The 26,351-nt window shown below is 58.4% G+C and carries 33 protein-coding genes, 1 tRNA gene and 1 other RNA gene; 22 read left to right on the top strand and 13 right to left on the bottom strand.

The window, feature by feature from the left end; all coding sequences use genetic code 11:
* Positions 1–15 precede the first annotated feature (15 nt).
* From J7399_RS12455 to J7399_RS12420, 8 genes are all read right to left on the bottom strand, one after another.
* The gene (locus J7399_RS12455) at positions 16–1,239 is read right to left on the bottom strand and encodes an aminotransferase class V-fold PLP-dependent enzyme (protein WP_209086835.1); all 1,224 of its coding nucleotides are present in this window, start codon (positions 1,237–1,239) and stop codon (positions 16–18) included.
* 80 nt (positions 1,240–1,319) lie between these two features.
* Positions 1,320–1,736 carry an HIT family protein gene (locus J7399_RS12450; protein WP_209062667.1) on the bottom strand — a complete coding sequence of 139 codons (417 nt, stop codon included), beginning with the start codon at positions 1,734–1,736 and terminating at the stop codon, positions 1,320–1,322.
* Positions 1,737–1,859: 123 nt separating this feature from the next.
* Positions 1,860–2,303: a hypothetical protein gene (locus J7399_RS12445; protein WP_348539464.1), complete on the bottom strand. Its 444-nt coding sequence runs from the start codon at positions 2,301–2,303 to the stop codon at positions 1,860–1,862.
* Positions 2,304–2,504: 201 nt separating this feature from the next.
* Positions 2,505–3,497, bottom strand: coding sequence for an acryloyl-CoA reductase (gene acuI / locus J7399_RS12440; RefSeq protein WP_209086610.1), 993 nt, complete (start codon positions 3,495–3,497; stop codon positions 2,505–2,507).
* Positions 3,498–3,602: 105 nt separating this feature from the next.
* Positions 3,603–4,706 (bottom strand): dimethylsulfoniopropionate demethylase, encoded by a 1,104-nt coding sequence (locus J7399_RS12435; RefSeq protein WP_209086608.1) that lies wholly within the window; start codon positions 4,704–4,706, stop codon positions 3,603–3,605.
* On the bottom strand, positions 4,697–5,212 hold the full coding sequence (locus J7399_RS12430; RefSeq protein WP_209086605.1) for a DinB family protein: 516 nt from the start codon (positions 5,210–5,212) through the stop codon (positions 4,697–4,699). Before J7399_RS12430 ends, J7399_RS12435 begins: the two co-directional genes overlap by 10 nt.
* On the bottom strand, positions 5,212–5,916 hold the full coding sequence (locus J7399_RS12425; RefSeq protein WP_209078869.1) for a DUF1326 domain-containing protein: 705 nt from the start codon (positions 5,914–5,916) through the stop codon (positions 5,212–5,214). The genes J7399_RS12430 and J7399_RS12425 overlap by 1 nt, the downstream gene beginning before the upstream one ends.
* Before the next feature lie 2 nt (positions 5,917–5,918).
* Positions 5,919–6,722, bottom strand: coding sequence for a DUF2182 domain-containing protein (locus J7399_RS12420; protein WP_209078870.1), 804 nt, complete (start codon positions 6,720–6,722; stop codon positions 5,919–5,921).
* Positions 6,723–6,803: 81 nt separating this feature from the next.
* Between J7399_RS12420 and J7399_RS12415 the strand changes: the two genes are divergently transcribed.
* From J7399_RS12415 to J7399_RS12360, 12 genes are all read left to right on the top strand, one after another.
* The gene (locus J7399_RS12415; protein WP_209086602.1) at positions 6,804–7,550 is read left to right on the top strand and encodes a FadR/GntR family transcriptional regulator; all 747 of its coding nucleotides are present in this window, start codon (positions 6,804–6,806) and stop codon (positions 7,548–7,550) included.
* 111 nt (positions 7,551–7,661) lie between these two features.
* Positions 7,662–8,147, top strand: coding sequence for a twin-arginine translocation pathway signal (locus J7399_RS12410; RefSeq protein ID WP_209086599.1), 486 nt, complete (start codon positions 7,662–7,664; stop codon positions 8,145–8,147).
* 1 nt (position 8,148) lies between these two features.
* Positions 8,149–8,781 (top strand): ferric reductase, encoded by a 633-nt coding sequence (locus tag J7399_RS12405; RefSeq protein WP_247742874.1) that lies wholly within the window; start codon positions 8,149–8,151, stop codon positions 8,779–8,781.
* A 77-nt stretch (positions 8,782–8,858) separates the two neighbouring features.
* Positions 8,859–9,506: a TenA family protein gene (locus J7399_RS12400; RefSeq protein ID WP_209086597.1), complete on the top strand. Its 648-nt coding sequence runs from the start codon at positions 8,859–8,861 to the stop codon at positions 9,504–9,506.
* Between the two features lie 108 nt (positions 9,507–9,614).
* Positions 9,615–9,964: a transfer-messenger RNA gene (gene ssrA / locus J7399_RS12395) on the top strand.
* Between the two features lie 229 nt (positions 9,965–10,193).
* A complete protein-coding gene (locus J7399_RS12390; RefSeq protein ID WP_209078875.1) occupies positions 10,194–10,625 on the top strand; it encodes a nuclear transport factor 2 family protein in 432 nt (143 codons plus the stop codon).
* A gap of 51 nt (positions 10,626–10,676) precedes the next feature.
* Positions 10,677–11,933: a chromate efflux transporter gene (gene chrA, locus J7399_RS12385; RefSeq protein WP_209086594.1), complete on the top strand. Its 1,257-nt coding sequence runs from the start codon at positions 10,677–10,679 to the stop codon at positions 11,931–11,933.
* A 79-nt stretch (positions 11,934–12,012) separates the two neighbouring features.
* Positions 12,013–12,483, top strand: a complete 471-nt coding sequence (locus J7399_RS12380; RefSeq protein WP_209062642.1) for a ClpXP protease specificity-enhancing factor SspB — start codon at positions 12,013–12,015, stop codon at positions 12,481–12,483.
* A gap of 152 nt (positions 12,484–12,635) precedes the next feature.
* The gene (gene fumC / locus J7399_RS12375; RefSeq protein ID WP_209086591.1) at positions 12,636–14,030 is read left to right on the top strand and encodes a class II fumarate hydratase; all 1,395 of its coding nucleotides are present in this window, start codon (positions 12,636–12,638) and stop codon (positions 14,028–14,030) included.
* Positions 14,031–14,161: 131 nt separating this feature from the next.
* On the top strand, positions 14,162–14,299 hold the full coding sequence (locus tag J7399_RS12370) for a hypothetical protein (protein ID WP_209086588.1): 138 nt from the start codon (positions 14,162–14,164) through the stop codon (positions 14,297–14,299).
* 76 nt (positions 14,300–14,375) lie between these two features.
* Positions 14,376–14,561, top strand: coding sequence for a DUF4169 family protein (locus J7399_RS12365; protein WP_209086585.1), 186 nt, complete (start codon positions 14,376–14,378; stop codon positions 14,559–14,561).
* Positions 14,558–14,791 (top strand): ribbon-helix-helix domain-containing protein, encoded by a 234-nt coding sequence (locus J7399_RS12360; protein WP_209086582.1) that lies wholly within the window; start codon positions 14,558–14,560, stop codon positions 14,789–14,791. The genes J7399_RS12365 and J7399_RS12360 overlap by 4 nt, the downstream gene beginning before the upstream one ends.
* Positions 14,792–14,859: 68 nt before the next feature.
* On the opposite strand, the gene J7399_RS12355 is transcribed toward J7399_RS12360, so the two are convergent.
* A complete protein-coding gene (locus J7399_RS12355) occupies positions 14,860–15,270 on the bottom strand; it encodes a SufE family protein (RefSeq protein WP_209086579.1) in 411 nt (136 codons plus the stop codon).
* A gap of 128 nt (positions 15,271–15,398) precedes the next feature.
* Between J7399_RS12355 and J7399_RS12350 the strand changes: the two genes are divergently transcribed.
* Complete coding sequence (locus J7399_RS12350; RefSeq protein ID WP_209086577.1) at positions 15,399–15,905, top strand: hypothetical protein; 507 nt, start codon at positions 15,399–15,401, stop codon at positions 15,903–15,905.
* 90 nt (positions 15,906–15,995) lie between these two features.
* Here J7399_RS12350 and J7399_RS12345 read toward each other — a convergent pair.
* Both J7399_RS12345 and J7399_RS12340 read right to left on the bottom strand, forming a co-directional pair.
* Positions 15,996–16,071 (bottom strand) — tRNA-Ile (locus tag J7399_RS12345).
* 35 nt (positions 16,072–16,106) lie between these two features.
* Positions 16,107–17,039, bottom strand: coding sequence for a LysR family transcriptional regulator (locus tag J7399_RS12340; RefSeq protein WP_209086574.1), 933 nt, complete (start codon positions 17,037–17,039; stop codon positions 16,107–16,109).
* Positions 17,040–17,164: 125 nt separating this feature from the next.
* Here J7399_RS12340 and J7399_RS12335 point away from each other — a divergent pair, with 125 nt between their 5' ends.
* From J7399_RS12335 to J7399_RS12310, 7 genes are all read left to right on the top strand, one after another.
* Complete coding sequence (locus J7399_RS12335) at positions 17,165–18,130, top strand: MBL fold metallo-hydrolase (RefSeq protein WP_209086571.1); 966 nt, start codon at positions 17,165–17,167, stop codon at positions 18,128–18,130.
* 107 nt (positions 18,131–18,237) lie between these two features.
* The gene (gene purM, locus J7399_RS12330; protein ID WP_209086569.1) at positions 18,238–19,287 is read left to right on the top strand and encodes a phosphoribosylformylglycinamidine cyclo-ligase; all 1,050 of its coding nucleotides are present in this window, start codon (positions 18,238–18,240) and stop codon (positions 19,285–19,287) included.
* Positions 19,284–19,877, top strand: coding sequence for a phosphoribosylglycinamide formyltransferase (purN, locus tag J7399_RS12325; RefSeq protein WP_209086567.1), 594 nt, complete (start codon positions 19,284–19,286; stop codon positions 19,875–19,877). Before purM ends, purN begins: the two co-directional genes overlap by 4 nt.
* Positions 19,878–19,962: 85 nt before the next feature.
* Positions 19,963–21,132: a ribonuclease D gene (gene rnd, locus J7399_RS12320; RefSeq protein WP_209086565.1), complete on the top strand. Its 1,170-nt coding sequence runs from the start codon at positions 19,963–19,965 to the stop codon at positions 21,130–21,132.
* A 271-nt stretch (positions 21,133–21,403) separates the two neighbouring features.
* Entirely contained in the window at positions 21,404–22,051 is a 648-nt protein-coding gene (locus J7399_RS12315; RefSeq protein WP_209086563.1) for a hypothetical protein, read from the top strand.
* An 82-nt stretch (positions 22,052–22,133) separates the two neighbouring features.
* Positions 22,134–22,259 (top strand): hypothetical protein, encoded by a 126-nt coding sequence (locus tag J7399_RS21095; RefSeq protein ID WP_280637792.1) that lies wholly within the window; start codon positions 22,134–22,136, stop codon positions 22,257–22,259.
* Between the two features lie 44 nt (positions 22,260–22,303).
* Complete coding sequence (locus tag J7399_RS12310; RefSeq protein ID WP_209062617.1) at positions 22,304–22,633, top strand: TfoX/Sxy family DNA transformation protein; 330 nt, start codon at positions 22,304–22,306, stop codon at positions 22,631–22,633.
* Here the strand turns inward: J7399_RS12310 and J7399_RS12305 are convergent.
* The gene (locus tag J7399_RS12305) at positions 22,630–23,166 is read right to left on the bottom strand and encodes an NUDIX hydrolase (RefSeq protein WP_209086561.1); all 537 of its coding nucleotides are present in this window, start codon (positions 23,164–23,166) and stop codon (positions 22,630–22,632) included. The genes J7399_RS12310 and J7399_RS12305 overlap by 4 nt on opposite strands.
* A gap of 91 nt (positions 23,167–23,257) precedes the next feature.
* Positions 23,258–23,680: a nucleoside-diphosphate kinase gene (gene ndk / locus J7399_RS12300; RefSeq protein ID WP_209062611.1), complete on the bottom strand. Its 423-nt coding sequence runs from the start codon at positions 23,678–23,680 to the stop codon at positions 23,258–23,260.
* Positions 23,681–23,814: 134 nt separating this feature from the next.
* On the opposite strand from ndk, the gene J7399_RS12295 reads away from it, so the two are divergent.
* Together J7399_RS12295 and J7399_RS12290 are read left to right on the top strand one after the other, a co-directional pair.
* Positions 23,815–25,665, top strand: coding sequence for an ATP-binding cassette domain-containing protein (locus J7399_RS12295; RefSeq protein ID WP_209086830.1), 1,851 nt, complete (start codon positions 23,815–23,817; stop codon positions 25,663–25,665).
* Positions 25,666–25,707: 42 nt separating this feature from the next.
* Complete coding sequence (locus J7399_RS12290; RefSeq protein WP_209062609.1) at positions 25,708–26,331, top strand: MarC family protein; 624 nt, start codon at positions 25,708–25,710, stop codon at positions 26,329–26,331.
* Positions 26,332–26,351 lie beyond the last annotated feature (20 nt).

Here is a 26,351-nt window from a genome sequence, read left to right as displayed (position 1 = left end):
GGATCACACGAATTTTCACAAAACCGCGTCCAGCGCGTCAATCAGCCGTGAGACCTCCTGTTCGGAGGTGTAATGCACGAAGCTGACCCGCAAAACACCATGGGTCACATCCACATTCATGCCCTCCAGCGCACGCACCGCGTAGAAATCTCCGCCCCCCGCCATGATGTCATGTGCAGCCAGCCGTTCGGCCAGAGCCGCACCCGGCGCTTGCGCAACCAGCGCAACGGTTGGCGCGCGGTTTTTTGCATCCTTGGGGCCCAAAAGACGCACTGAATTGCGCGTGGAGGCAAAATCAAGAAGCGGCTGTAAGAGCTTGATTTCATGATCTCTCATCAGATCATGCACGGCTGCCCCCGTGGCCGCTGCGGTGCTGCCCATCACCCCATGGTGGGCGGCCAACGCCTCAAAATAATCCACCATTCCGGCACAGGCTGCGACCTGCGCGTGATCCGGACCTGCTGGTGTGAACCGTTTGTAAAGCGTGCCCGCGTTGAAGTAATGCGCCTGATTGGGCAACAGCTCCCCCAGCGTGCGCCGGATGACCATGATCCCCTGATGCGGACCGTAGGTCTTGTAGCTGGAGAAAAGATAGATATCAGGCCCCATCGCGCCCACATCCGGCAGCCCGTGAGGCGCATAGCTCACGCCATCGACACACACAAACGCCCCCGCCGCATGCGCAAGCGCCGTGATCTCGGCAACCGGATTGATCTCTCCAATCACATTGGAGCAATGCGGAAAACACACCAGCCGCACGCGATCATCAAGCAGCGCGGACAGCGCCTCAAGGTCCAGATGCCCGCTTTCCGGATCAATGCGCCATTCGCGCACCTCGATGCCCTCATCCGCCAGACGCCGCCAGGGGCCGCTGTTGGCCTCATGGTCCTGGTTGGTGACGATAATGGCATCGCCCGGGTCCATCCACTGGCGAAAGGCCTGCGCAAGAACATAGGTGTTTTGCGTGCTGGACGGGCCAAAAGACACTTCGTCGGTGTCCACGCCCATCACAGCGGCAAGGCGCGCACGGGCCTCATCCATCTCCGCTCCCGCCAACTCTGAGGCGCGGTAAGGCGCATAGGGCTGGACCTTACGTTCCCGATAAAACCGTGAGAGCCGCTCGATCACTGGCGCGCAGGTGTAGCTGCCCCCGGCATTCTCAAAAAACGCCTGCCCCTTCAGCGCATCCTCGCCAAAGGCCGGGAACTGGCTGCGTACAAACTCCACATCAAGCATCAGGGCTCTCCACTTTTGATTGCGTCAGAGAAGAGCCTTGATGCAGGGGAAGGTCAAGCGGGGATGCACCCCGTCAAAACAGATTAAGCCAGCGCGGCCCGTATCTTATCGGCCTGCGCTTTCAGCACGTCAAAATCGGCCATGGTGCCGGGCGGGCGCACGCCCACGCCCTCATGGCGTGGCAACACGTGATAATGCAGGTGGAACACCTCCTGCCCGCCTGCGGCCTCATTGAACTGCTGAACGGTCACACCATCCGCATCAAACGCCTTCATCACCGCATGGCCCATCTTCTGAACCGTTTTCAGACAGGCGGCGAGCTGTTCGGGTGTTGCGTCCAGCATATTGCGGCAAGGCGTTTTCGGGATCACCAGACAATGGCCATCCGCGCGCGGCATGATGTCCATAAACACATAGGTGTCTTCATCTTCATAAAGTTTCTCGCTCGGGATTTCGCCCCGCAGGATTTTTGCAAAAATATTGTCGCTGTCATAAGACATGGCCACGCCGCTCCGCTGTGGTGGTGTTCGTTGGCCGCCAAGGTGCCTCTGCCACCCCCCGAGTGCAAGCCGATTTGCAATCGTGAGTGCAGTGGGAGGTGAACAGAAAGCCGCGTGGGCGGATCAGAAGCTCATACGCGCATCCGCCGCCATCATCGCCTGCGCCATGGCACCGGGTTTGGCGACACCCACACCTTCCAGAAGGATCTCTGGCCCCTGCCCCAATCCCGGCAAATAAAGCGCGCAGACCTCAACCTTTGCACCGGGCATGGTCATGATCTTCTGCATCAGCCCCTGCGGGCTCACATTCATAGGAGGTTGCCCCGCCGTGGCGCTCTCCGGCGCATCTTTCAGCGCCAAGTCACCGCCCGCGTCACACAACAACACATGCGGAGCCGCCCCCTGTTGCGCTGCCTGAAGGGTCAACACCATCGCCATCAACTGCGTCTGCGGTGCGGCCTCGGTCAGAATGGTCACCAGCTTTGGCGCCTCCTGCGCTGTCGTATAGCCAGCACAAAGACAAAACGCAGCGGCAACGGTCGCAAGGTGTGTTTTCAATCGGGTCACAATGGCATCCTTTCATCCATAAATCAGACAGATGCCCGCAATGGGAAAGTGCGGAGACATCTCTGGATGTCACAGCACCACAAAGCGATCTCAGCGCCTTTGATCGAAATCATATACATTCTTTTTTGTGAATATGATTCTCCTCAAAAAAGAAAAGGCACCCCCGAGGGGATACCTCAAAACGTTCACTCTCAGTGTGTGTCAGGCGTTCACATCCACCACAACACGACCCTGAACCTGACCTTTCAGAATATCGGCGCCCAGTTGCGGCAGATCCGACAGGCTCGCTGGCTTCACCATTGCTTCCAGCTTCTCCATCGGCAGATCCGTGGCGATCCGCTGCCAGGCCCGCACGCGGTCCTCATAGGGGCGCATCACAGAGTCGATGCCGAGGAGGTTCACGCCACGCAGCAGGAAGGGGATCACGGTTGCAGGCAAGCCCGCGCCACCCGCGAGACCAACGGCCGCAACCGAGCCGCCGTATTTCACCTGACCCAGCACACGGGCCAGCATGGCGCCGCCCACAGCGTCAATACATCCCGCCCAGGTCTCGCTTTCCATAGGCCGTTTGATGGTCTCATTCAGCTCTTCGCGCGGTACAATCTGTGTCACGCCCAGTGACTTCAGATAGTCCGCTGTCTCCGGACGCCCGGTGACACCGGCAACCTCATAGCCAAGGTTCGCCAGGATCGCCACGGCTACAGAGCCAACGCCCCCCGCCGCACCGGTCACCAGAACCGGGCCTTTCTCAGGCGTCACACCGTGATCCTCAAGCGCCATCACCGACAGCATGGAGGTAAAGCCCGCCGTGCCCACAGCCATGGCCTGTTTGGTGCTCAGCCCTTCTGGCAGCGGCACCAACCAATCGCCCTTCACGCGCGCTTTCTGGCCATAACCGCCCCAATGCACCTCGCCCACGCGCCAGCCGGTCAGCACAACCTTGTCGCCCGGCTTATAGCGCTCATCCTCAGAGCTTTCCACGGTGCCGGCAAAATCGATCCCCGGCACATGCGGATAGGCGCGCACCAGCCCGCCGCCCTTGGGGGACAGGCACAGCCCGTCCTTGTAGTTCACCGTGGAATATTCCACCGCAACGGTCACATTTCCTTCGGGCAGCTGGCTCTCGTCCAGCTCCTGAATGGCCCCGCTGGCAAGACCATCCTCGCCCTGCGTCATCACCAATGCCTTAAACATCTCATCTCTCCTAACTGTTGCGCCAAACGCCCTTGGCGCATGTCATTTCAGGTTTCTCATTCTCAAAATATCCCCGCCGGAGGCACCCGACCTCCGCCGCAGGTGTCAGCTCCAGAAAGCTTCCCAGACCGTGACCGCACGCACCCCATCCGGTGTCAGTACATCCAGCTCGGTACCGCCATTCCAATGGGTCATGCGAACCATGCCGATGGCCACATTGGTGTTAAAGTCCGGCGACCAGGCTGCACTGCTCACATTGCCCACATGCTGATCTCCATCCATCACCGGCCAGAGCCGGTCACAAGGCGGCACGGCCTCCCCATGGATTTCAATCGGACGGATCTGACGCACCGGCCCTTCCTGTGCCACCCGCAACAATGCATCGCGCCCGACACAGCCAATCGCGGTATTTGTGTTACAGAACCGCCCAAGCCCGCATTCATGAGGCGTGTTGTCATCGGTCATGTCATTGCCATAACTCAGCAATCCGCCTTCAATCCGCTCAATCAGATTAGGGCAGCCTGCATGCACATCCAGATCCTTGCCCGCTTCCATAAGCGCGTTCCAAAGGGGCATGCCAATGTCGCTGCCTTCCACGTAGATCTCAAACCCGCCCTGTTTGGAGTAGCCCGAGCGCGCCACCACCAGATTGCGGCCCTGAAAATCAAACCAGCCGAAGCGGAAGAATTTCACGTCGCGGATCTTGTCGCCAAACACCCGCGCCATCAGCTCTTCAGCCTTGGGGCCTTGCACCGCCAGCGGGCTCACATCCGGCTCATCCACCAGCACATCCAGACGATAGCCATAGGCAATGCCCTTGACCCAGAACAGCAAGTCACTGTCGGCAATGGAAATCCACCAGCGATCCTCGGCCAGTTTCACCGCCACCGGATCATTCAGCATCCCGCCGGTCTCATCGACAATCGGCACATAGAAACACTGGCCTGGCAGCATCGAGCGCAGATCGCGTGGGGTCAGCATCTGCATCAGACGGCCGGCATCCGGCCCGCGCAGCTCGACCTGCCGCTCCACGGCCACATCCCAGACTTGCACCGCAGTCTTGAGGTGCCGGTAATCTTCCTCAACCGAACGGAACACCGTCGGCAGAAGCATACGGTTGTAAACGGTGTAGGCTTTCACACCGGCCGCTTCGACACCGTCGGAAAACGGCGTGCGGCGCAGACGCCGGGAAGGAGAAATCAAAGCCATGTCGCGCCCTCCGGCAACAACGCCACATCCGTGTCGCCGGGATCACGTCCAATGCTGGTCAGCATGGCATGGATCTGGCCACGGTGATGGGTCTGATGGTTAAAAAGCTGCACCACACATTGCGCAACCGGTTTTTGCATATCCGCATTCAGCATCTGGGCGTGCCATTTCAGATCACCTTCCAGATCCTCCGCGCGCAGCGCCTCGGCCCACGCAGCGATCCGTCGGTCCACGGCCAAACGCTTCTCAGACCAAAGCGCATAGGTCGCGCAGAGCTCCGCGTGCTGCTTGGCGGGCACTTTGGGCCCCGCGCCCCCGTCCAGACGGCTGATCCACAGGGTATCGCCCCACAGAATGTGGTTCAGCGTCGCCATGATCGAGCCAAAAAATGCCCCGCGATCCTCGCGCAGCTCTGCATCGCTCAAATCGTCGCAAGCACTGCGCAACTGACTGTTTTGCCAAGCATTATAACGCGCCATCATCTGACAGTACGCAGGCGAAATCATTACCGCGGGCCTTTCCAGTCGATCGGGCAGATCTCTGCGGATTTGCCACCAAAGTCCCAGACCCGGCCAAAGTCGCGCACTTTGGATTTCGTGCCCACAGCGGCAATGATGTCCGGCCCCATCCAGTATTTGGAGTTGGAAATCATCACCGGATGATCCGGGCTTGCACCCTCCAGCATCTCCACCTCGCCCTGAATTTTGCGCCCCACATAGAGCGCACGCTTCTTGCCGTCGCGAATGATGTCGACCTTTTCACGCTCTGCGGAGAAGATGTCGCTCACCAGCATGGTAAAGAGGCCCGTGGTGCCGCCCGCTTGACCCGAGAAAATCTGCAACAGACCGTTGTAGGCCTTACCGCTGGCGCGCTCATCCACATAGGCCGCCACACGCCAGTCACCCTCAGCCATCTTGCCGGGGATATAGACCATCAGGCCCACATTCAGCCCGCTCAGATCTTCGCCCTCATAATGCCCCTCATCAATGGCAATCGCCATCCAGGCCTTACAGTCGCCTTCGGTGGGCGGATGCTGGCCCAGCGACACCACACAGGGGCAGAACACGGTGCAGGAGCAGTTCAGGATCAACTCGCCCTTGATCGCCCATTCCGTCGGCGTCATCTTGCGGCGCTTGGGGTTGCTCATCCGGTTGTCGATCCGCTGTGACACCGGCAGTTTTTCCGCATCAGGTTTGCGCTCCAAAGCCATGTTTATCCTCCATAAAACAAGCTTGGCATGGCGATCAGAACGCCACCCCCAGCAATCAGCGCCACGCCCATGGGTTTGGTCACCCGATGGCCAATCTGTGGCAGTTTCTCAAGCACCATGAAAAGCGTGGCGAGGCCCATCCACAACAGGCTCATCACGCCGCCGACAAAACCCAGCGCCATAAAGCCCCAGCAACAGCCGACACAAAAGGCCCCCAATCCAAGCCCCATGCGCAGCCCACCGTCAAAACCGGTGCGCCAGTGGCCAAGGAAATAGGTCATCGGGCTGTGGCACACGCCATGGCACACCTCTTTGGCACGGGTGAACTGAAACGCGCCCACCACGATCAGCAGACCTGCTGAGACCCAAGGGCTTTTCGCAATGCCGAGCATGTCCACCACGCCGCCAAACAGCAGAGCAAGCTGCACTCCAGTGATCACTGCCGCAAAGGCCACCCAGACAATCAGATAGCCCAGCAAAACACCAACCCAGCCGCCCCAGCTGCCATCCGCAGAGGTCATCAGGCGCTGATAGTTGGTCAATGTGGGCACCATGGTCGGCAGCATCATCGCCGCCATCATCACCGCCCACATCACAAACAGCGGGCCGAAATTCGCCATTGGCATATACATCGGCATGCGCGGATCCATCGCCGCCATACGCGCGCCCATCTCGCCGGGACGCCCGATCAGATCCACGTCCATCGACATGGCCATATCGTACATGACCCACCATGCCGCCAGAATGGCAGCAAAGAAACTCAGCCATAAAATGCTTCTTACGGAAAGAAAATCAAAGCGCGACATCTCCCCTCCCTTGGCGACTCGTGCATTTCCCTATTTAATGTCAGACAATTGAAGGTGCAGCAAACATTAAATGTCAGACAAATGAAAATTGACCCCAAAAGCTCCGCCGACCTTTCGGCGCAAATCGCCAAATCGATCCGGGATGCCATCATTTCGGGGGAGATGATCGTGGATGAGCGCCTGCCCTCAGAGGCGGAACTGGCAGATCAGTTTCAGGTCTCTCGCCCCACAGTGCGCGAGGCGCTCAAACGTCTGGCCGCGCAAAACCTAATCCGCACACAGCGTGGCGCCTCCGGCGGGGCCTTTGTGCGCAGGCTGTCTTATGACGAGGCCTTTGCCCAGCACATCACAACCAGCACGCTTTTGCTCTCCATGAATGCGGTGGATTTTGAAACCGCCTGTGAAGCCCGCTTTGCGCTGGAGCGCGCCTGCGCGCCCCTATCGGCAAAGCGCCGCACGCCGGATCATCTGGCCACGATGCGCGCCGAAATTCACCGTCAGGCCCAGCCCGGCCTGTCAGACGAGCGGTTTTGCGATTCAGATGTGGCCTTTCACCGCGCGCTGGTGGATGGCGCCTCTAATCCGGTGCTGTCTTATCAACTGGCCGGCGCGGTTGAGGCGATGCAGCCCCTGATGAACATGATCACCTTCACCCAGCGCAACCGCGATGTGATCATCGGTTTACACACCCGCATCGCAGACGCTCTGGAGACTCAGGACGGCGCCGCAGCGGACACCGCGCTCGCTGAACTCACGGCCTACACTCTGACACTCGGAGAAGAGGCCATGGCCGCCCGTGCTGCTGCCAAGGCGCAATCAGAACGATAAGCCATCTCCTGCCTTTCCAAAGCAGCTCACGAATTTGTGTGCACTCTCCTTTCGGGGCTGTGGCACACTTTTGAGGACCGCACCTGTTCTTTCCGAGAAAGGAGCCTCCTCATGAATGTCCCCTACTACAACCGCCGCCGCTTTCTCATCGGGGCGGGTCTTGTTGGCACCGCGCTGGCATCAGGCCTTGTGTCCCCCGCGCAGGCCGCAGGGATGAAACCCACCCAAACCATGCGCGGCGGCTCAAACAACTACCGCCCCAATGCGCCGCTGGTGGATCGCCTCGGCTCAGGTTTCATTGTCTCCGGCACCGTTCTGCGCGCTGGCAATGGCGCACCGGTTGCCGACACCCGCATCCAGATCTGGGCCGCAACCACGCTTGGCGGAGAGCGCGAGCCCCGCAATCACGGCTCGGTACTGACCCGCGCGGACGGCACCTACAGTCTGGAGATGGAGCAGATCGTGCCAAACTTCGGAGAGCCGCATGCCCATCTCGCTTATGACGACGGGGCGTATAAAACGCTCTTTTTGCGCCCGGTGATGCAAAGCGCGCAAGACACCTCACTCACCGTCGATTTTGTGCTGCAGCCTGCCTAACATGGCAGAAGTGACAGAGAAGCCCATCGCCACGCCCGGCAAGGCCGCGCTCATCTGGGGTGCGCTTGCAATGGCCTTGCTGTTGCCGTTGATCATAGCCTCCCAGAGCCCCTATCTCGCCTACCGCAACCTCGCCTATATCCTGGCCGGGTTTGCGGGTATCATCGCGCTGCTGCTGTTTTTTGTGCAACCTTTGCTGGCAGCCAATCACCTGCCCGGACTGCGCCCGCGCAGCGCCCGCCTCTGGCACCGCGCCACGGGCAGCCTGATATTGATCGCCGTGGCCGTGCACATTGGAGGGCTCTATTTGACCAGCCCGCCGGATGCTTTGGATGCGCTCCTGCTGGTCGCGCCTACGCCTTTTTCCGTCTACGGCGCGTTTGCCTTCTATGGGCTGATCATCACCGCGCTGCTGGTCACGCTGCGCCAACGACTGCCGCTGCGGTTTCTACATTGGTCGATACTGCACAACACGCTGGCCCTGATCATCGTGATCTCAACCGTGGTGCATGCCCTGCTGATCGAAGGCACCATGGGCACGGTCTCAAAATGGCTCACCTGCATGGCCGTGCTTGCCACCACCATCTGGGTGCTCTGGGACGTTCGGGGGCGCCGCCCGCGCCGTCGCCACTAAAACCTGCTTGCGGTTTGCGCCGTCAAACGCTTTTCTCCGCCAAAACGGGCAAAACGCCCGACGGACAGGAGACCCCCATGCGCCCCACTGATCATCTGCGAGAGCTTGCCGGAGAAGACTGGATCGCCGCCACAACCCACCCGTTTTGCGCAGAGCTTGCAGAGGGCACATTGGATCTGGACAAGATGCGCTGGTATCTGGCGCAGGACTATCAGTTCATCGACGGTTTTGTGCGGCTCTTGGCCAGCGCCATTGCCCATGCGCCGTCACTCGCTGATTCTGTTCCCGCGGCGCAGTTTCTGGCCTTGGTCACAGGTCCGGAAAACACCTACTTCCTGCGCTCCTTTGAAGCGCTGGGCATGGACGAAGCCGCGCAGACCGCACTGCCCGCTGCCCCCACCGAAGGTTTCATCGCACTGATGGCAGAGGCCGCGGCCTCGGGCCGTTATGAGCTGATGCTGGCCGTGCTCGTGGTCGCTGAATGGGTCTACCTCAGCTGGGCCACCCCGGTGAACCCGCCCAAAGAGGATCTGCCGTTCTATTTTGCCGAGTGGATCACCCTGCACGCAGGCGAAGGCTTCGAAGGCGTGGTGGACTATCTGCGTGGCCAGCTTGATGCGGCTTGGGCAACATTGTCTGATGAGGCCAAAGCCGAAGTTGAGGCGCTGTTTCTGCGCGCCACCAAACTGGAGCGCGCCTTCTGGGATGCATCCTACGCCGCATAACTTGCCAGCGGCGGCGCAACGTACGGTCGATTAACACAATTCAGCTGACCGAAATTCGCACCGCCGCGATACAGCCGCAATACAGACGCAGAAAAAACTCGTTAACACCCGCTTGCACACGCAACGGCTCCGGACTATCTAAAGGGTGTCTCCTCGGGGACTATGGACATAAACGCGCTTGTAATAAACGGATCGGACCCGGGGGCGGTACCCGGCGTCTCCACCAAACATCCTTCATTTGGGGATCATGGGGACGAAATAGGATCGACGGACGTCTAAAGAAGTTAGCTTTGTCTCGGCTGTCTGCCACCGTTATCGGCGAAAATCGTACAATTGCAAATGACAATCGTGCACCGGTAGCAGTCGCTGCGTAAGCAGTGCCTAACACCGAACTTTAAGCCCTGACGCTTGCAGCTTCAGGCGGGGTTCGCAGGTACCTGGCAACAGAAACCTGCACTTAAGTTACGTTAAGACAATACCCACAAAACTGGCGAGAGCTTTGGAATCCAACGTGAAATTGGTTAACAGCTCAACCTTGGCGAGTGGTTACTAATGAATTAGATCTCAAAAAGCGGCGTGAGGTGCAAAAAACACATTTTCGCCATCTTTTGATCTAATTTTTTAACCTTTCACTTACTCTTTAAAACCTAGCGTGGTTGTGGGGATAACAAAGTAGGGTACGAAACAATGACTGTGGACAAGCAGCAAATCATCAAAGACTGGTTTCGTCGGGTTTGGATCGAACAAGATATGGACGCCATCGACGAGATGTTCCGCCCGGACAGCACTGCCGAAGGGGTACTGCCCGGCTTTGGCGTTGGCCCTGACGACTTTCGGGAAATGGCGACCATGTATCTGGCGCTCGTCGAGGATCCGATCGTGACCGTGGACAAGGTGATGGACGATGGCGATTGGGCCGCAGCACTCTGGACCATGAGCATCGCCAACCCGACCGGCGGGGACCGCATCAAAGGCTTTGGCCAGCTTTTCGTCCGCTTTGAAGGCGAAGTTATGGTCGAAGCCTATAATAACTTTGATATGGTTGGATTTTTCCAGCAGCTCGGCCTTCTGCCAGAGCAAACCATCGCACTCTGCCTGACCGGACAAAAGGTCGCTTAAGACTGAAACGAATCTCTTGCATCTGTGACCCGCGTCGCTAGCCATGAGCGCATGTCACAGACGCCGCTTCTTTCCGATCTTTTTCGCGTTTTTGGACGCATAGGTCTGCTGTCCTTTGGTGGTCCGGCGGCGCAAATCAGCTTGATGCATCAGGAACTGGTCGAGCGTCGCCCCTGGCTTGAGGAACGCGAGTTCCTTGGCGCCCTCTCCTTTTGCATGCTTTTGCCCGGCCCCGAGGCCATGCAGCTCGCCACTTTCTGTGGCTGGAAACTGCGCGGCACTGTTGGCGGCCTCATCGCTGGCCCTCTGTTTGTCCTGCCCGGTGCGGCGCTTATCTTTTGCCTCGCAGCCGGTTACGCCGCTTATGGCAGCTTGCCTCTGGTCGCTGCCGCCTTTGTGGGTGTCAAAGCCGCCGTGGTTGCGATTATTCTGCAAGCGCTGTTAGGTTTGTCACGCAAGGTGCTGACAAACAAACTAAATACCGCCGTTGCACTGGCAAGTTTTCTGGCGCTTTTCTCAGCTCTCCTACCTTTTCCGGCGGTCATTCTCATCGCTGCGGCAATCGGTTTTCTGATCCCTTCCAAAGACAGCACGCATGTCGCGGCAAGCCCGACACCATCCAGCGGCAATCCCATCATAACATCACTCAAGGCCATCCTAGTCTGGGGCAGCCTTTGGGCTGCGCCTGTGCTCTTTTTCTGGATACAGGGCGGTTTTCTGAAAGACGTCGCGCTGTTCTTTTCAAAACTGGCAGTCGTCAGCTTCGGCGGCGCCTATGCATTGCTCGCTTACATGGTGCAGACCGTGGTGCAAGACTTCGGCTGGCTGTCGACAGATCAGATGATGGATGCGCTCGGCCTTGCCGAAACCACTCCCGGCCCGCTGATTCTTGTCACCCAATTTGTTGCAACCCTTTCCGGCGCTTTGCAGGGTGGACCATGGCTCGCCTTTGCCGCGGGGCTGACGGCGCTCTGGTGCACCTTTATCCCTTGTTTTCTATGGATATTTGCAGGTGCCCCTCATGTTGCGCGCATCCTATCCGAGCCGCGCCTCAGCCACGCCCTCAGCCTGATCTCGGCAGCGGTTCTTGGCGTGATCCTCAATTTGAGCCTGTGGTTCACGCTAAATCTGCTGTTTGGAGAAACCGTGCAAACCGGCTTTGGTCCCCTGCCCGTTCTAACGAGTTTTGACCTGCAAGCCGCGCTGCTTTGTGTCCTCGCAAGCCTCGCTCTGTTCACCCTTCGGTTGCCACTCCTCACAACACTGTTTATCAGCGCCGCAAGCGCGACAGCTTTGGGTTGGATATGATGCACTTTTTGACATGCATCATCTTTCGTTTCCCGCTCAATGAGCTATTGTCGGAATTGTAGACCATCGGAGCTAGCCCATGTCCGGAACCATCGACTACGGAAACCTTATGCACCGCGCGATGCGCAGTCTGATCCAGACGGTTCTGACCGACGTGCAATCCAATGGACTTCCGGGCGAGCACCACTTCTTCATCACCTTTGACACACAGCACCCGGATGTGGAGATCGCCGAATGGCTGGCAGACCGCTACCCCGGCGAAATGACCGTGGTGATGCAGCATTGGTATGACAATCTCACAGTCTCTGACGAAGGCTTTGCGGTCACGCTGAACTTCGGCGATTCACCTGAGCCTCTGTACATTCCTTACAACGCCATCAAGACCTTCGTGGACCCGTCCGTCGAATTTGGCCTGCGCTTTGAAACGCAGGAAGACGAGCTGGAAGATGAAGAGCTCGACGAGCTGCCCGAGGAAATCAACCTCGAAGAGATTGTCGAAGAGCCCCGCAAAGACGCCGAAGTTGTCTCACTGGACAGCTTCCGCAAGTAAAGCCTCGCCGCGCCAATCGTCGCGGACTTCGCCAATTTGCGCCAGTTTGCTTGAAGTTTCACAGCTGCGTTAGCGGTATCCCACGGTATACTGTATTGCACTTTGGCCCCATTCCGCTATGACACTCCTGACATATTTTACCGGAGGTCACGATGGCAGATACCCGCACCGAAACCGACAGCTTTGGCCCGCTGGAAGTTCCTTCTGACAAATATTGGGGCGCACAGACCCAGCGTTCGATCATGAACTTCCCAATTGGTTGGGAAAAGCAGCCGGTCGCCATCGTGCGCGCGCTTGGCGTGATCAAACAAGCCTGCGCCATGCAGAACAAGGCCACCGGCAAGCTGGACGAGAAAATCGCTGACGCGGTGATCCAAGCGGCGTCTGAAGTGGTTGCAGGCAAGTTTGACGACAACTTCCCGCTTGTTGTCTGGCAGACCGGCTCCGGCACCCAGTCCAACATGAACTCCAACGAGGTGATTGCAAACCGCGCGATCGAAATCCTCGGCGGTGTGATCGGCTCCAAAGATCCGGTGCACCCCAACGATCACTGCAACATGGGTCAGTCCTCCAACGACACTTTCCCAACCGCAATGCACATTGCGGCTGCAATGACTGTGCGCGACGTGCTGCTGCCTGGCCTCACCAAACTGGCTGAAGGTCTCGATGCGAAAGCCGAAGAGTTCAAGGACATCATCAAGATCGGCCGCACCCATACCCAGGACGCGACCCCGCTCACCTTGGGTCAGGAATTTGGCGGCTACGCACACCAGATCCGTCAGGGCATCGCGCGTGTTGAAGCCGCACTTCCGGGCATCTACGAGCTGGCTCAAGGCGGCACCGCCGTTGGCACCGGTCTGAACACCCAGAAAGGCTGGGGCGAAGCTGTGGCGGCCAACATGGCCGAAATCACCGGCCTGCCCTTCGTGACTGCACCCAACAAATTCGAAGCACTTGCGGCTCATGACGCGATGGTCTTCATGTCCGGCGCGCTCGCCACTGTTGCTGGCGCAATGTACAAGATCGCCAACGACATCCGCTTCCTCGGCTCTGGCCCACGCTCCGGTCTCGGCGAGCTGATCCTGCCGGAAAACGAGCCAGGCTCCTCCATCATGCCGGGCAAAGTGAACCCAACACAGGCCGAAGCGATGACTCAGGTTGCCGCGCATGTGATGGGCAACAACGCGGCGATGACTTTTGCCGGCTCTCAGGGCCACTTCGAGCTTAACGTCTACAACCCGATGATGAGCTACAACCTGCTGCAATCCATGCAGCTTCTGGGTGACGTGGCCGACAGCTTCACCGAGCGTATGCTCAACGGCATCAAAGCCAACGAGCCACGCATCGACAAGCTGATGAAAGAGAGCCTCATGCTGGTGACCGCTCTGGCGCCAACCATCGGCTATGACAACGCCACGACCGTTGCCAAGACCGCGCATAAAAACGGCACCACCCTCAAAGAAGAAGCCATCGCGCTTGGCTTTGTGGACGCGGAAACTTTTGACGCCGTTGTGCGCCCGGAGCAGATGATCGGCCCCAAAGACTGATCTCTCAGGCTTCAAAAGACATCAAGGCGGTCCATTTTGGGCCGCCTTTTCTTTTGCAAAAAGTCAAATATCAACGACGGAATTCATGGCCGCACCCGTACCAGCTACATATCCTGACCAACGAGCGCCCTATGAAACGTCAATTTCTTCCCCCACTCTTTCTGCTGATCATCTTTGTGCTTGGCGGCCTGTCCCTCGCCTCTTCGCCGGTCTTTGCCACCGATGGCAGCTTGGCCTGCGCAACATCTCATGATGCGATGGGCCTCTGAAAAGCTTGCAAAAAGCGTTTCGGATCAAATGCAAAGGCCTCTATGCAAATCGGGCACGTCGCGATACCTTGGGTCCATGGCCGAGATTATCAACCTGAACAAATTCCGCAAAGCGCGCGCACGCGCCGATCAAAAAACGCAGGCAGACGAAAACGCTGTGAAATTCGGACGCACCAAGGCGCAGAAGCAATTGGAAGAGGCGCAGGCAGAGAAGTCCGAGCGGGATCTGGACGGCAAAGAACGCAGCAAAGATCCGGAATGAGCCGCCCTCAAAAACGCTCGCTGACCCTGCGTGGCCACCGCACGAGCGTCTCTCTTGAAGAAGATTTCTGGCGCGCTTTCCGAGAGATCGCCGAGGAAAAATCAATTCCAATCAACGAATTGGCAGCGCAGATTGATGCAGATCGCGATTTGGAAGCGGGCCTTGCCACGGCCATCCGTCTCTACATTCTCAACCACTATCGCAGCAAAGCGCAGCACGCCGCGCTTTAGCCCGCAGGCTTCCTCTTGCCAAAAATATCCCCGCCGGAGGCAGCGCCCTGTTGGGCGCTTTCAAGTGATCAGGCCGCGTCGCCTGCCACAAGACGGATACGCTCAATCATCGCGCGCAATCCGTTGGAGCGTTGCGAAGACAGATGCTCATTCAACCCCAGTCGCTCCATTTCCGCGCGGGCATCTACTGCCAAGACCTCAGCCAGAGACAACCCGTTGTAGAGCTTGCGCAACACCGCAATCAGACCGCTCACGATCATCGCGTCGCTTGCGCCCTCAAAGCTGAACACGCCTTCTTCGATCTTGGGATGCAGCCAAACCTGACTGGCGCAGCCATCCACCTTGGTCGCCGGCACGCGCAGCGCCTCATCCAACGGGGCCATATCCTTGCCCTGCTCGATCACATAGCGATAGCGGTCTTCCCAATCCTCGATGAACTCGAAGTCTTCGACAATGTCTTCAAACGCTTGCGCAGCCATAGGCTCGGCTCTCCTTCTGTCTGTCTTTCACCTAAGTGGACAGTCACAAAAGGTCCAGCCCCGCTATCCATGCTTTTCAAGCCAATACGAATAGGATAACCCATGGTGTCAAAGAATGAGGCTTATCGATGCGCACTCCAGTCCTGATTTTGCTGACCTCCACCTTGGCTTTGACCGCCTGCCAATCCCGCCTCAACCCGGTCAACTGGTTTGAGGGCAGCGGCAAAAGCAACCAAGTCGTGGAAGGCAACCCGCTGATTCCCGATGCGGAGGAAGAAGGCGGCCGCTCGATCTTTGCCCGTGACGAGATTGTCGCCTACGTCGGGCAACCGGTTACGCAGGTCTCCAATGTCGAAGTGCACCGCGTGACCGAGGGACAGCTTGTTATGGCGGTTGGCGTCTCCTCTGTGCACGGCACCCATGATGCCCGCCTGATTGCCCGCGACGGTGGCGTCGACGGCGGCGTTCTGACGCTTGATTTTCTGGCGATCCCACCCGAGAACCCGATCCTCGGCGGCTCTGATCTGACACGTGAAATCACCACCGCGGTGGTGCTGACGGATCAGCAGATGGCAGGCGTGCGCACTATTCGCGTGGCCGCAGCAAACAACACTCTGGATCGCCGCGCACGCTAAAAGCGCGGCAGCTAACATCCTCACGTCAAAGGTATTTCGCCTTTGGCAGAGATTTTCTGTGTCAGATGCTTGGGAGAGACTGGCGGTGTGTGGTAGGCCCGGCAGGATTTGAACCCGCAACCAAAGCGTTATGAGCGCTCTGCTCTAACCGTTGAGCTACAGGCCCGCCTGATGCTTGGTTATGAAATGCCAAAGACGGCGTCAAGCGGTCAGTTTGTTATTCGTGTTCGCCGCGACCGCCTGCCTGTGGATCGCGGCCAATTTCTCAACAAATGTATTGATCACCAGCTCGACCTTGGAGCCTGGAATGATCCGCGTCGGCGTCACCGCAAACAGATCTTTTGTCGGCGCAGCAAAGCCCGGCAGAATCTCTTCATACACGCCGTCATCCAGCTCTTTCTGGATCAACATGCGCGCAACCCGCGTGTAGCCAGCCCCTGATTTCACTGCTTTGAAAATGATGTCGGGATCGTCCGCGGTGAAACCGATCCGGACCGGAGCCTGATATTCGATCCCGTCCCGCGACACTGAAAACGAGCCCAGCGTTTTGTCCTCATGGTGCTGAATGAACTTGAGCCGCTTGAGGTCTTCGGGCTTCTCCGGCCGCCCGTGCTGATCCAAATAGCTTGGGCTTGCAAAAAACACCGTCTCCAACGCCGCAATTTTACGGCCGTAGCCTGAGGTTTCACCCAGCTTTCCGGCACGAATAGCCAGATCAAACCCTTCACGCACCACATCCACAAAACGGTCTTCGAGCTTCAGCACAATATCCAGCTCGGCATGTTCGTTTCCAAGACCGATCAGAACCGGCCCAAAAACCTCGCGCCCGAGAAAATGCCCGACACTGATCCGCAAAGTTCCGGCCACCTCGCTGCCAAGCGCATCAAGCTCCGCCAGCATCAGATCATGGCGCTCAAGCAGCTTCAGCGCATGCTCCCAGACCAGCACCCCTGCCCGCGTTGCAGAAACCCCATTGGGCGAGCGATGCAAAAGCTGCTGACCCATGGCCGCCTCCAGCTGCCTGATCTGCTGGCTCACCGCAGACTGGGTGATCCCCCGATGCTGCCCCGCCGCAGACAAGCTGCCCTCAGCAATTGCGCTCACAAATGTTTCCAGCAGTCCCAGACGATCCATGGTATTAGCACCTCTTATATCAACTATCAGGCGCAGCCCGGTACTGCACCAGAATAGCAATGCTATTTCATCATCACCAGCACAAGCTGGCGAATTAACCCCTGTGAACGATATCGGAGTTCCTTATGTCTTTGTCCCGCAGACGTTTCCTCATGTCCTCAATGGCAGCACCCGCATTGATCAGCCTGCCGAAAGTACTCCACGCCAAAGGCCCCGCCGCCAAAGCTCTGCCAGCGACTGTGCGCTTCACGGTTGGAGAGGCCACTGTGACGGCGCTTTTGGACGGCTATCTCGACGCAGCACCCGGACTGCTGTCTGATTTTGACGAAACCGCCGTTACTTCCGCTCTGGCAGACGCGCAGCAAACGCTCCAACCGGGCGGCGTGCGCATTCCTGTAAATACCTTTCTGATCGAGCAAGGTGCCAGAAAAACCCTGATCGACGCAGGCTCTGCCAACCTGATGGGAGACACGCTTGGCGCGATGGGCACAGCCCTTGAGGCCATCGGGGTGTCCGCTATGGACATCGACACCGTTGCGCTGACCCATATGCACCCTGACCACGCTGGCGGGCTTCTCAACACCGATGGCAGCACCGCTTTCCCCAATGCGCAAATCGCGGTTTCTGAAACCGAATATAACTTCTGGCACGACGACGCCATCATGGCCGGCGTGCCGGAGGGCAGCCGCGGGTTCTTCCAAATGGCGCGCAACAGTGTGGCACCTTACAAGGGTCAGCTCTTGTTTCATACCAAGGAACAGGAGCCTTTGTCCGGGCTGGTCGCTCTACCTCTGCCGGGACACACACCCGGGCACACTGGCTACCTCTTGCAATCCGGCAATAAGCAATTGCTGTTCTGGGGCGACATCGTGCATATGACCGCCTTGCAGTTCGCAAACCCGGGCCTCACCCTCGCCTTTGATGGAGATCCGAAACAGACCGTCGACACCCGCCTGCAGATGTTTGACCGCGCCGTCGCTGACAACCTGCTGGTCACCGGCGCGCATCTGGATTTCCCGGGCTTTGGTAAGGTGCAGAAATCGGCGAATGGCTTCAGCTATCAGGCCGCGCCGTGGCAATACGGCGCCTAAATACTCAGATGCACCGTCTGTTAGCGCAGACGGTGCAATCCATGGTTCCCTTTGCCCAAGTGATCCTTTAAGCAACGCGCCAAGTATTGATTGAGAGGACACGCCCCATGAGCGACGGCAAAAACGGCATCACCTACGCAGATGCAGGTGTGGACATCGACGCAGGCAACGCGCTGGTAGAGCGCATCAAACCTGCGGCCAAACGTACAACACGTTCCGGCGTGATGGCGGGCCTTGGTGGCTTTGGCGCGCTCTTTGATCTCAAAGATGCAGGCTACAACGATCCGATCCTGGTTGCGGCCACTGATGGTGTGGGCACCAAGCTGCGCATTGCCATCGACACCGGCAATGTTGACGGCGTGGGCATTGATCTGGTGGCCATGTGCGTGAACGATCTGGTATGTCAGGGCGCTGAGCCTCTGTTCTTCCTCGACTATTTTGCCACCGGCAAACTTGAAACCGAAACCGCCGCACGCATCATCGAAGGCATCGCAGAAGGGTGCTATCAGTCCGGCTGCGCCCTGATCGGCGGCGAAACCGCAGAAATGCCCGGCATGTATGAAGCGGGCGACTTTGACCTTGCAGGCTTCTCTGTTGGCGCGATGGAACGCGGCGCGGACCTGCCCGCCGGCGTGAAAGAGGGTGACGTGCTTCTGGGGCTCGGCTCCAACGGCGTACACTCCAACGGCTACAGCCTTGTGCGCAAGCTTGTTGAGGTTTCCGGCCTTGGCTGGGATGACACCTGCCCATGGGACGCGAGCCAGACCCTCGGTGCTGCGCTGCTCGCGCCAACCCGTCTTTATGTGAAACAGGCGCTGGCCGCCGTGCGCGCAGGTGGCGTGCATGCTCTGGCGCATATCACCGGCGGCGGTCTCACTGAAAATCTGCCCCGTGTGCTGCCAAAAGGTCTGGCCGGTGCGATTGACCTCTCCAGCTGGGAGCTGCCTTCTGTGTTCCAATGGCTCGCCAAAACCGGCGGCATGGATGAAGCTGAACTGCTCAAGACCTTCAACTGCGGCGTGGGTATGATCCTGTCTGTCGAAGCAGATCAGGCCGATGCGCTTGCGGCGCTTCTGCGCGAGCAAGGTGAAACCGTTTACACCCTTGGCACCGTGACCAAAGGCGAAGGCGTCACCTACAGCGGATCGCTTCTGTGAAAAAACGCGTAGCGATTTTTATCTCCGGCGGTGGGTCCAATATGGTCCGCCTGCTGGAGGACATGGCCGAACCCGGCCATGAGGCAGAGCCGGTTCTGGTGCTTGCCAACAGCGCCGATGCTGGCGGTCTCGCGAAGGCGTCGGCCTTGGGTGTGCCAACCGTCTCCGTGGACCACCGCCCATTTAAGGGCGACCGCCCGGCTTTTGAGGCGGCACTTCAGGCAGAGCTTGATAAGGTCCAACCAGACATCCTTTGTCTGGCCGGGTTCATGCGTGTGCTTACCGAGGGCTTTGTCGCCCCTTGGGAAGGCCGTATGCTGAACATTCATCCGTCCCTGCTGCCCAAATACAAAGGCTTGCACACCCATGCGCGCGCGCTCGAAGCGGGCGACGCGGAGCATGGCTGCACCGTGCATATGGTCACGCCTTTGCTGGATGACGGTCCAATTCTGGGCCAAGCACGTGTGCCGGTCTTGCCTGACGACACCCCCGAAATTCTCGCGGAACGCGTTTTGGTACAGGAGCACCGGCTTTATCCCGCCGCTCTGCGCCGTTTCGCCGCCGGAAATACCACACCCTTCACGCTTTAAGGGTTGGTGAATTGCTTTCCCCTATGTTTCTGCTTAGTGCTGGTTAGAAGAGCACGGCAATACGGACGAAGAAGATACGCCACCTATGAAGACCATCACCACCACTGAAGAGCTTGCGCAGTTCTGCGAAATGGCGCGCAAGGCCCCCTACGTTACCATCGACACCGAGTTTCTGCGGGAACGCACCTACTACTCCAAGCTGTGTCTCGTTCAGCTCGCTGTGCCCAGCGACATGCCCGGTGACGAAGAGGACAAGGCGGTTCTGGTCGACCCACTGGTGGACGGCATCTCCCTTGAACCGCTCTATGAGCTCTTCCGCGATACTTCTGTGGTCAAGGTCTTCCACGCCGCGCGTCAGGACCTTGAGATCTTCTTTGTTGAGGCCGGTGTTTTCCCGAACCCGCTGTTTGACACGCAGGTTGCAGCCATGGTCTGCGGCTTTGGTGAGCAGGTTGGGTATGAGACCCTTGTGCGCAAGATTGCAAAGCAGGGCTTGGACAAAAGCTCCCGCTTCACCGACTGGTCCCGCCGTCCGCTGACCGAGGCGCAGAAAACCTACGCGCTGGCAGATGTGACCCATCTGCGCAAAATCTACGAATTCCTTGCTGCCAAGCTCAAAGAGACCGGCCGCGCCCATTGGGTGGAAGAAGAGATCCAGATGCTCACCCGTCCGGAGACCTACATCATCGATCCGGAAAATGCGTGGAAACGGGTCAAGACCCGCACCACTTCACCCAAGTTCCTTGCCATCGTGCGCGAGCTTGCAAAATTTCGCGAGGCCTATGCGCAAGAGCGCAACGTGCCACGCAACCGCGTGTTCAAAGACGACGCTCTGGTAGAGCTGGCTTCAACCAAACCCGGCAATATGCAGGATCTGGGCCGCTCCCGCCTGCTGCTGCGCGAAGCACGCAAGGGTGACATTGCCGATGGCATCCTCGCCGCTGTCAAAGCAGGGGTGTCCTGCCCGTCTGATGAGATGCCACGCCTGCCCAAACGTGACGACAAGCAACAGGTCAACCCGGCCTTGGCTGATCTTCTGCGTGTGCTTTTGAAAGCCAAAACCGAAAGCTCCGGTGTGGCGCCAAAACTGATCGCGACCTCCGCTGATCTGGATACTCTGGCCTCTGGCGGGCGCGATGTTGTCGCGCTGCATGGCTGGCGGCATGAGGTCTTTGGTGCAGACGCCCTGCGTCTCTGCACAGGCGAAGTTGCCCTCGCCGCCAAAGGATCCGCGATCAAAATCGTGAAGCTCTAAGGCGTCCAAGCCTCAGCAAACATGGCCTGCAAGACGTTGCACTGCACCGTCTTGGCCAAAACAGTCGCGGCCAAACTTGGCGCGCACTATCGGCTCGCCTGTCCGAAACTGTCGTCTGCATGACCGAAGTCAACATTCAGATGCAGCGCGGCCTGTTCCTATCATGGAGATACACCGCGCCCATTGCCGCACCTCAATGAGAGCCAGCTAAAAGCCCTTGGCACATGAGCATCTCGGCGCAACCGCTTCTTTGCGCGAAAGGAATTGCGACATGTCCAAGACAGCCCCAAGTGCCTTCTTCACGCTTCCGGCCACGCTCGCTCTTGCCGCCACACTCTCCACGCTCTCGGCCAGCGCCGAAGCCAAACAAGATCTCGCCACATTGCTGGCCACCTACGGTTCAAGCTGGGCAAGCCACGACATGGACGCGCTTGTCGCGCTCGAGCCCGAGCACGCCGCCTTTCGTCTGGTCGCAGCCGGCATCAATCCCGCGCAGGACAACGACAGCCTGAACGCCTTGCTTGAAGCGCTCGATACCGCAGCTCCGCCAAAGCAAACCGGCCGTATGACCATTCTCACCGGAGTGAACTATACGGTTCTCAAACACGATCTGACGGTTGATGCCAAAACCGTCGTACCGCGCGATCCACGGCGGCAAACAAATTCAGAGGCGTCAGTTATGCTTCCGGCTTTGGATGTGCTCGTCTTTGAAAACGGGCTCATCAAGGAAAAGATCACTTACCTCGATGTGAAACCTCAACACCCGCTGACCAATCCCGCAGAGTCGCAAACTGGCTCAGACCGCGAGCCTTCTTATCAAACACGCAAAGCGCGCCCAAAGTTTACTCAAATCCACCTGAAAGGGCATGAATTTGCCTCAAAGCAAGCCTTCCGGCCGCACATTGCGGCGCAATGTTAGGAGACATCTCACGTCTGTGCCCAAGGTTGGATCACAGGCACACCAAAAGAGATCAGACACTTAGACCAAAAGGAGCAGGATCATGGCCACATCAAAACCTGAATCACAGCACCCCTCCCAGAACGCACAGCAGCCGGAAAGCTCTGCTTCTGCAGCAAAGCCCGCTCCAAACGCGGATGCAAAATTCACAGACTGGGCGATGATCTAACATCCCCTCTTGTTCACGATTTGGTCCCACCTTATGGTTGGGCCATGTCAGACCCGATTTCCTCCATCCGCAACCTCGGCCCGGCTTATGAAGAAGCCTGCGCCCGCGCCGGTATTCACACCGCTGAAGAGCTGAGAGCGCTGGGGGCCGATGAAACCTATGCCCGTCTGCTTAAGACCGGCACCAAGCCTCATTTCATCGGGTACTATGTCCTGGTGATGGGGCTGCAAGGCCGCCCTTGGAATGATTGCAAAGGCAAAGAGAAAGACGCCCTGCGCAAACGCTTTGATGCGCTCAAGGCCCGCGCCCATGACAAGGGCCGCTCGGAACTCGAAGACATGCTCAACAAAATTGGCGTGATCGAAAAACGCTAGAGCCGAAGGCGCGCCATGCCCCAGGCCGCCACATGATGGGTCACGGCCAGATCACCGTTCAGCATCGCGCGATCCAGCTCTTCTATCGTCCAAAGCTCTTCCTGCATTTCCTCCAGATCACCGGCATCCGGCGTGGCAACCCGACGACATCCCTGCGCAAGAAAGTAGTGGCCTTCACATCCTTTCTGATTGGCATTGTCGACATAGCTGCCCATGGGGATCAGCGTGCCAACCGCCAAACCGGTCTCTTCCATCAACTCGCGCTGTGCTGCCACCTCCGGCACCTCGCCCGGATCAATGAAACCCGCCGGAAAAGTGACAGAGACTTTGCGCGGCCCGTGTTTGTATTGCCGCAACATCATCACGCTGCCGTCTTTCATCACCGGCACAACCAGCGCAAACGACCGCAGCTCCAATTGGTAGAAGTCATCAATCAACCGCCCATCGGGCAGCTCCACCGTTTCTTTGGCAACCTTCACATAGGGCGCAGCCTCAAAAACCGTTTCCCGCGCTTTTGTTTTCCAAACGTCCATCACCACCCTCTCAGAACAAAAAATGGGCCGCGGCATTCCCGCGACCCATCCGTAAATTCATAGTGGCGATAATCTCGCCCCAAGGCAATGCTTAGCCCACCAGCTCCAGACCGGAGAAGAAGTATGCGATTTCTACCGCTGCAGTTTCTGGTGCGTCAGAACCGTGCACGGAGTTTTCGCCAACGGATTCAGCGAACTCGGCGCGGATGGTGCCTGGTGCTGCGTCTGCTGGGTTGGTTGCGCCCATCACTTCGCGGTTTTTCGCGATTGCGCCCTCGCCTTCCAGAACCTGTGCCACGATTGGCGCAGATGCCATGAATTCGCACAGTTCGTCGTAGAAAGGACGCTCTGCGTGCACCGCGTAGAACACACCTGCCTGCTCTTTGGTCAGGTGAATGCGCTTTTGCGCCACGATGCGCAGGCCAGCTTCTTCGAACTTGGCGTTGATTGCGCCGGTCAGGTTGCGGCGGGTGGCATCAGGCTTGATGATCGAGAAGGTGCGTTCCAGAGCCATGTCTCTTTTCTCCATATAAGATTGGGGCCAGCACCACGCCCGCCCCGCATTCGAATTGTCGCTCCGATAGCACGCGATTAACGACTTGAAAAGCGATGATTGACGCCGCCGTAATACTGCGCCAAACCCGCGTCATGCTTAAGATCTCTGACATCTCCTATTCCGTCGAAGGCCGCCCTCTGTTTGAAGGCGCCTCTGCGACCATTCCCACCGGCCACAAAGTGGGTTTGATCGGCCGCAACGGCGCCGGAAAAACCACTCTTTTCCGCCTGATCCGCGGCGAGTTGTCTCTGGAAGGTGGCAGCATCACCCTGCCCCAGCGAGCCCGCATCGGCGGTGTGGCGCAGGAGGTGCCCTCAAATGAGGTGTCACTGATCGACACGGTGTTGGCGGCCGACACTGAACGCGCAGCCTTGCTGGCTGAATCAGAAACCGCCACCGACTCAGACCGCATTGCCGAAATTCAAACCCGCCTCAGCGACATTGACGCTTGGAGTGCAGAGGCCCGTGCCGCCTCCATCCTCAAGGGGCTTGGCTTTGATCACGAAGATCAACTGCGCCCGTGTTCTGACTACTCCGGCGGCTGGCGCATGCGCGTGGCCTTGGCGGCTGTGCTGTTTTCGCAGCCCGATTACCTGCTGCTTGACGAGCCGACCAACTATCTCGACCTCGAAGGCGCGCTCTGGCTGGAAAACTATCTGGTCAAATATCCGCACACCGTTCTGATCATCTCGCACGACCGCGAACTTCTGAACCGCTCCGTCGGCGCGATCCTGCATTTGGATGAACGCAAGCTGGCTTATTACACCGGCCCTTATGATCAATTCGCCCGCCAACGCGCCGAACAACGCGCCGTTCAGGCTGCGGCCGCCAAAAAGCAGCAAGCGCAGCGTGAACACCTGCAAGCCTTCGTGGACCGCTTCAAAGCCAAGGCGTCTAAAGCCAAACAGGCGCAAAGCCGCGTGAAAATGCTGGAAAGGATGACGCCGATCACAGCGCCTGAAGATGCAGCACGTGTGGTCTTCACCTTTCCCAAGCCCGAAGAGCTGTCCCCGCCCATCATCGCGATTGAAGGTGGATCGACAGGCTACGGCGAAACGGTTGTGCTTAAAAACCTGAATCTGCGCATAGATCAGGACGACCGTATCGCACTTCTGGGCAAAAATGGTCAGGGTAAGTCGACTCTCGCGAAATTATTGTCCAGCCGACTTGAGCCGATGGGGGGCAAATTCACCACCTCATCCAAACTGCGCATCGGCTTCTTTGCGCAGCATCAGGTTGATGAGCTTTACGTGGACGAGACACCTATCCAGCACCTGATGCGCGAGCGTCCGGCGGAAGGTCAGGCACGCCTGCGTGCACGACTTGCAGGATTTGGCCTGGGTGCCGCACAGGCGGAAACCGAAGTCGGGCGCTTGTCAGGTGGCCAAAAGGCGCGTCTGTCGCTGCTGCTTGCGACCTTGGATGCGCCGCATCTTCTGATCCTCGACGAACCGACCAACCACCTCGACATTGAGAGCCGCGAGGCCCTCGTTGAGGCGCTTACAGCCTATACCGGCGCGGTCATTCTGGTCAGCCACGACATGCACCTGCTCACCTTGGTGGCCGATCGCCTCTGGCTGGTCAAAGATGGCACGGTGAAGCCCTATGAGGATGACCTTCAGGCTTACCGCAAACTTCTGCTCACCTCTGACAAACCGGTCAGTGGAAAACCAAAAGCCAAACCCGTGGCCAAAAAAGCCAGTCGCGACGAAATTCTGGCTCTGCGTGCCGAGGTGCGAAAGTCAGAGCAGCGGGTCGAAAAACTCAACGAGATGGCAGACAAGCTGGCAACCAAGCTGGCGGACCCGGCTTTCTATGAGGGCGAGAAACTTGGCGAAATGGAAGTCTGGCAGAAGAAATATGCCGAAGTCCGTGACGCTCAGGACCGCGCCGAAGATCTTTGGATGAAAGCGCTGGAAAAGCTGGAAAAAGCCGAAGGCTGACCTTAGCCTTTTCTCCATCATTAAAAGGAAAACCCAACCACCATGGACAGCGCCGCCTTTATCACGGCCTTTGTGACGCTTTTTGTGATCATCGACCCGATTGGCCTTTTCCCGATCTATGTGTCGCTGACACAGGGCGTGCCCGCGCGCGAACGGCGCACAATCGCCATCCGTTCCTGCGTCACGGCCTTTGTGATCCTGTCGCTCTTCGGCTTCCTTGGCGAAGCTGTGCTGAACGGCATTGGCATCTCCATGCCTGCGTTCCGGATCGCGGGTGGAATCCTGCTTTTTGTAACAGCTTTCGATATGCTCTTTGAACGCCGCACAAAACGGCGCGAAGATCAGGCCGAAGAAGCTGAGGAAGACTACCCGGATCCTTCGATCTTCCCGCTGGCCATTCCCCTGCTGGCAGGCCCCGGCGCGATCACCTCCGTGATCCTGCTCGCAGGTCAGGACACCGGCGTACAGGCCACCCTTGCGGTGCTTGGCGTTGCGCTTCTGGTTCTGGCGATTGTGTTCTGTCTGTTCCTCACCGCAGGCTATCTGGAGCGCCTGCTTGGCCGCACCGGCATCACCGTGATCACCCGCCTTCTCGGCATGCTGCTCGCAGCGCTTGCCGTGCAGTTTATCCTTGATGGCCTCAAAGATTTTGGGCTTGTTGGCTAACAAAGCGCATCTGGGACCTC

Origin of the sequence: Shimia sp. R9_1, from assembly GCF_017743775.1 — a bacterium.
Taxonomy (GTDB): Bacteria; Pseudomonadota; Alphaproteobacteria; order Rhodobacterales; family Rhodobacteraceae; genus Shimia.
Note: the sequence above shows the minus strand (reverse complement) of the source record. Positions and strands in the feature narration are given on the sequence as shown.